The sequence below is a fragment of the Mucilaginibacter sp. genome (assembly GCF_036383575.1).
Taxonomy (GTDB): domain Bacteria; phylum Bacteroidota; class Bacteroidia; order Sphingobacteriales; family Sphingobacteriaceae; genus Mucilaginibacter.
Genome location: NZ_DASVOB010000429.1, coordinates 1 through 4,329 on the forward strand (window position 1 = coordinate 1; position 4,329 = coordinate 4,329).

The window sequence follows — 4,329 nt, forward strand, 5'->3', positions numbered from 1 at the left end:
CGTTTTAACATCAAAGAAGGCGAAACAACTGCAAGGCTCAACTTTGACCGGGAGCCACGTTATTATGCCGACCTTGGATTTGACCGTGGTGTGTGGTATATGGCCAACAGTCCAACTAAAACCGATGAAGATACCTGGTGGATGAAAGCCCGTGGTGCCGAAGTAGGTCAGTCGTCACCTATACCAATTGCAGGTTTTTACATGAAAAAAGCCCTTAACTGGCATTACGAATGGGCAACTGTTACCTATATTAATTACCCTTGGCCAGAAATGCGCCTGTCTGATCTGTATTTACTTTATTCTGAAGCATTAAATGAAGCACAGGGGCCTGTTGCCGATGTGTATACCTACGTAAACCGCATCAGGGCACGGGCTGGCCTGCCTACAGTTCAGGACTCATGGACAAACTTTAGCATCAACCCAACCAAGTATACAACTAAGGACGGCATGCGCTCAATCATTCAGCGTGAGCGTAGCCTTGAGCTTTGTTTTGAAGGTCACCGTTTTTGGGATCTTTTGCGCTGGAAAACAGCCGGCATTGAACTCAATGGAAACGTAACGGGATGGACAATAAGCGAAAATTCACCTCAGCTGTATTACCGTGAAAGGTTGATTTTTTCGAGGCACTTTGTGATTCCGCGCGATTATTTATGGCCAATAAAAGAAAGCGATTTACTGGTTAACCAAAACCTGGTTCAAAACCCTAACTGGTAGATGTATAGCGATAATATGTTTAACAATAAAAACATTCACATGGAAACAATGAAATTACGAGCTGCTTTCTGGATCTGGTTGTTAGCAATGATAATAACAGGGTGTAAGCAGGAAACACTTAATAAACCAACTATAACTAATAATAATGCCCCGGGGGTTGTTACTAATATACAGGTGCAAAACCAAAACGGCAAAGCCAGTTTAACATATACGCTCCCCGGTGATAACGATCTGTTCTACGTAAAAGCTGTTTACGAAACCTCTCCCGGTAAAACACGCGAGGTAATAGCATCGCGCTATACAAATACTTTAACTGTTGATGGCTTTGGCGATACATTGGCACATGTGATAAAGCTTTATGCTGTAAATTCAAGCGAAAAAGTTTCGGCACCTGCCAGTGTTACAGCAAACCCTTTAACGCCACCATATCTTCTTGCTTACCGGTCACTTAAAATAACCGCTACTTTCGGCGGTTTTAACGTGGCTTGTGATAACATCAGTCAGGATAACCTGGTTATTGTGCCAATGGTTGATACCGCTAACAATGGTTTATATGTGCAGACAAAAGGAATGGATAATGTTTACAGTAACAGCATTTTAATAAAGGCTGCTGTAAGAGGCCAGCCGGCTATTGAACGTAAGTACGCTTTTGTTGTAAGGGATAGGTTTTTAAATAAATCAGACACTCTGTTTTTAAAGCTTACTCCGTTTTATGAGGAACAGTTTTCAAAGTCGGATTGGTCGGCTTATGTTCTGCCTGGTGATGCCACCAACTTGTATTCATATACCGACGTAACTAAAATTTTTGACGGAAACTTCACCGGCGGCTGGCCAAATTGCCTCTTTACAGTTGAAAGTGCAGGAAGCCCGCAAATGGTAACGATCGATCTTGGTAAACAGCGGGTACTCAGTCGCTTTATTCTCAATCCTTTCATTGAGATAGGTAATGTGTACTATGTAAGGGGCAACCTGCGTGATTTTGAAATATGGGGCTCTAACTCGCCAAACGTGAATGGCGCACTTGATGCTTCATGGACAAAATTGTTGACTTGTAATATAGTGAAACCATCTGGCTCACCATCGGGTACAGAAACGGCGGCTGATTACAAATATGCACATGACGGGTGGGGCTTTGATTTTCCGGCCGGATTAGGTGCTTACAGGTACATCAGGATCAGAAGTCTTCGGAACTGGACAGGCTCGTACTTTATGAGTATCAGTGAGTTTACCATGTTTGGAAAGTAATAAGGCTGAGGTATTTATCAATTTAATTACAATCATGAAAATATATAAAATAACATCATACTATCTGTTAGTGCTGGCCGCTTTCATCATGAGTGCCTGTACTAAAATGGATGATTATAAAAAGAAATATGAGCCCAATGGGGCAATTATATATCCGGGCAAACTGGATTCCGTACAGGTGTTTTCGGGCAGGAACCGGGTCTTACTAACCGGCCTGTTTACATCCGATCCTAAAATTGTGAAATACAGGGTATACTGGAACAGCAAACAGGATTCTATAGAAACGCCGGTTACGCGTACATCAGGGGTTGATACAGCAAAATTGTTCATACCTAATTTACCTGAAGGCACAATGACCTTCGAGGTCCGCACTTTCGATAATGGGGGACATATCTCCGTTCCGGTTACATTGGCTGCCAATGTATATGGTAGCCTTTACCAAAGTTCACTTATCAACCGGGGTATAATTGCGGTCAAATTACAAACAGATGGCTCGGCGTTAATTAACTGGGCGGATGTGAATGCTGATGACGGATTGGTTTCAATGGAACTTAAATACACTGACGCTGCCAACAAACAGCGCGATACAATAATCGTGTCGCAGCCAACTGGTTTAAGCACGTCCCTGCCTAACTTTAATGCAGGAAAGGCGCTTAGTTACCGTACAGGTTTTAAGCCCAACAAAACAGCTATTGATACTTTTTATGTAGATTACATAGATCAGAAAGTAATTGATGTAACCAATGCTTACCTTTCAAATACTGGACCTTTTCAAAGAAACACCTTTGATGGCCGTTGGGGGACACTTGCTGCGCCTTGGATAACCAACGCGGCAGCCAAAAATAAAGATGGTGGTACCAATGGAGGCTATAGCTCTGACGGTGGGGGCACTATTAATTGGGAAACATGGAATAATACACCCGTTGTAAATGGCATAGTGTACCAGCCTACATCTTCGCCACTGTCGGCAGGAAGTTATACTGTGTCATTTGATGCCTACTCGGAAGTACAATCAAATTCATCTATTTATTGCGTAGCGGCTGCCGGAGGGAACGGTATTCCTGTACTTGCAAACCTCTCAACCGCGTTGGGATCTGTAGCTATGTATAACGGTGCAAAAGTAGGTACAACCAGTCCAAATTCAAGGGATGTGAAAACTTTCACTTTTACCTTGAGCTCTCCGCAGGTGGTATCGATCGGCTTTTTAGGAAACATTGTCGGGAATGGTAATCCGGGTAGTTATTTCACCGTATTTAATATTAAGTTGTACAAGAACTAAGAATCAGTAAAAGAATAAAAAGATCGTTATGGTTGTTTAAATTGGATTGGTACCCGACGTTTCATCAGGGTTTCTCGCAGAGGACCCTGATGTATACGTTATGCAGATTCACTGTTTTGAATATCGTGGTAGATGTTTTCAGGGGCCTCTGCGAATTTAAGTTAACCCACAAAATTGCTTATCATTTAAACAGCAAAGCGTTGTGTTGCCCCTCCGGGGCAAAGGATGTTCTATAACTTTACAAGCTACAAACCTTTTGCACCTCTGGTGCACCTTTACCTGGGTAATTAATATGTGTTTATTAAATCATAAAAATTCCCCAGAGGGGAAAAAGGTTTGTAGAAATAACGTCGCACCCCTTACCCGAACCCCAGAGGGGTTCAACTCACGCACGTTTCCCAATTTGGCTATTGATTTTAGGGGTTAACTTAAATCTGCGAGAGACCCTGAGGGGACATGAGAAGAATGAAAAACGTCATTGTTATAAGCAATGACGTTTTTTTCTGTAATGGTTTTTAAATAGCCTCTAAAACTTGTCATTAAGCCGGATCCCCGAATAATCAGAAAGACTTAATTATTCACAAACAGCTACCTGTACCGGCTCGGGTTCTGGCTCAGCTATTTCTTCAAAAACTGGCGATGTAGCTTTTTGCTCAGCATTTGAAGTAATAAAACTCATTCCCAAAGCAAGTAAAAGCAGCGGTACGGTCATCCAGATCACTTTATGGATACCATAATGAGCGATCACGAAGCCGCCCAGTAACGTACCTAAAGTAATACCGGCGTTAAAAAAAGAGGGGAGCAGACTGTTCACAAAGTCAAGTGCAGGTTCCTGGATTCCGTGAGTAAGCTGTATGTTGGCAGCCAGAAATCCCCCGGTATGTATAAATCCCCAAACCGAAAGGATGATAACCATGGGGATAAAGTTTCCGCCGAATTGATAGGCCAATATATGGGTTGCAACCAAGGAGAGTAAAAATAAACGAACAGTAAGCGTTACGTTTTTACTTAGCGCAACACCCATAAGCCAGTTACCGGCTATACCTGTACCACCAAACACCAGCAGCATGATACTGATTTGTGCACCGCTC

4 protein-coding genes are annotated in these 4,329 nt (G+C 42.6%); 3 read left to right on the forward strand and 1 reads right to left on the reverse strand.

The genetic code is table 11. The features are described 5' to 3' along the window. From VF500_RS14990 to VF500_RS15000, 3 genes are all read left to right on the forward strand, one after another. The coding region (locus VF500_RS14990; protein ID WP_330860439.1) for a RagB/SusD family nutrient uptake outer membrane protein at positions 1–714 on the forward strand (714 nt) is incomplete at its 5' end. Between the two features lie 39 nt (positions 715–753). After that, complete coding sequence (locus tag VF500_RS14995; RefSeq protein WP_330860440.1) at positions 754–1,959, forward strand: DUF5000 domain-containing lipoprotein; 1,206 nt, start codon at positions 754–756, stop codon at positions 1,957–1,959. A gap of 34 nt (positions 1,960–1,993) precedes the next feature. Continuing rightward, the gene (locus VF500_RS15000) at positions 1,994–3,238 is read left to right on the forward strand and encodes a DUF4998 domain-containing protein (RefSeq protein ID WP_330860441.1); all 1,245 of its coding nucleotides are present in this window, start codon (positions 1,994–1,996) and stop codon (positions 3,236–3,238) included. A gap of 574 nt (positions 3,239–3,812) precedes the next feature. Here the strand turns inward: VF500_RS15000 and VF500_RS15005 are convergent. Further along, positions 3,813–4,329 (reverse strand): MFS transporter (locus tag VF500_RS15005; protein WP_330860442.1); only part of this gene is annotated, 517 nt, incomplete at its 5' end.

Bases quoted from the DNA above. Each gene is read 5' to 3' on its own strand.
- VF500_RS14995 (WP_330860440.1), top strand. From the start codon at position 754: ATGGAAACAATGAAATTACGAGCTGCTTTCTGGATCTGGTTGTTAGCA.
- VF500_RS15000 (WP_330860441.1), top strand. From the start codon at position 1,994: ATGAAAATATATAAAATAACATCATACTATCTGTTAGTGCTGGCCGCT.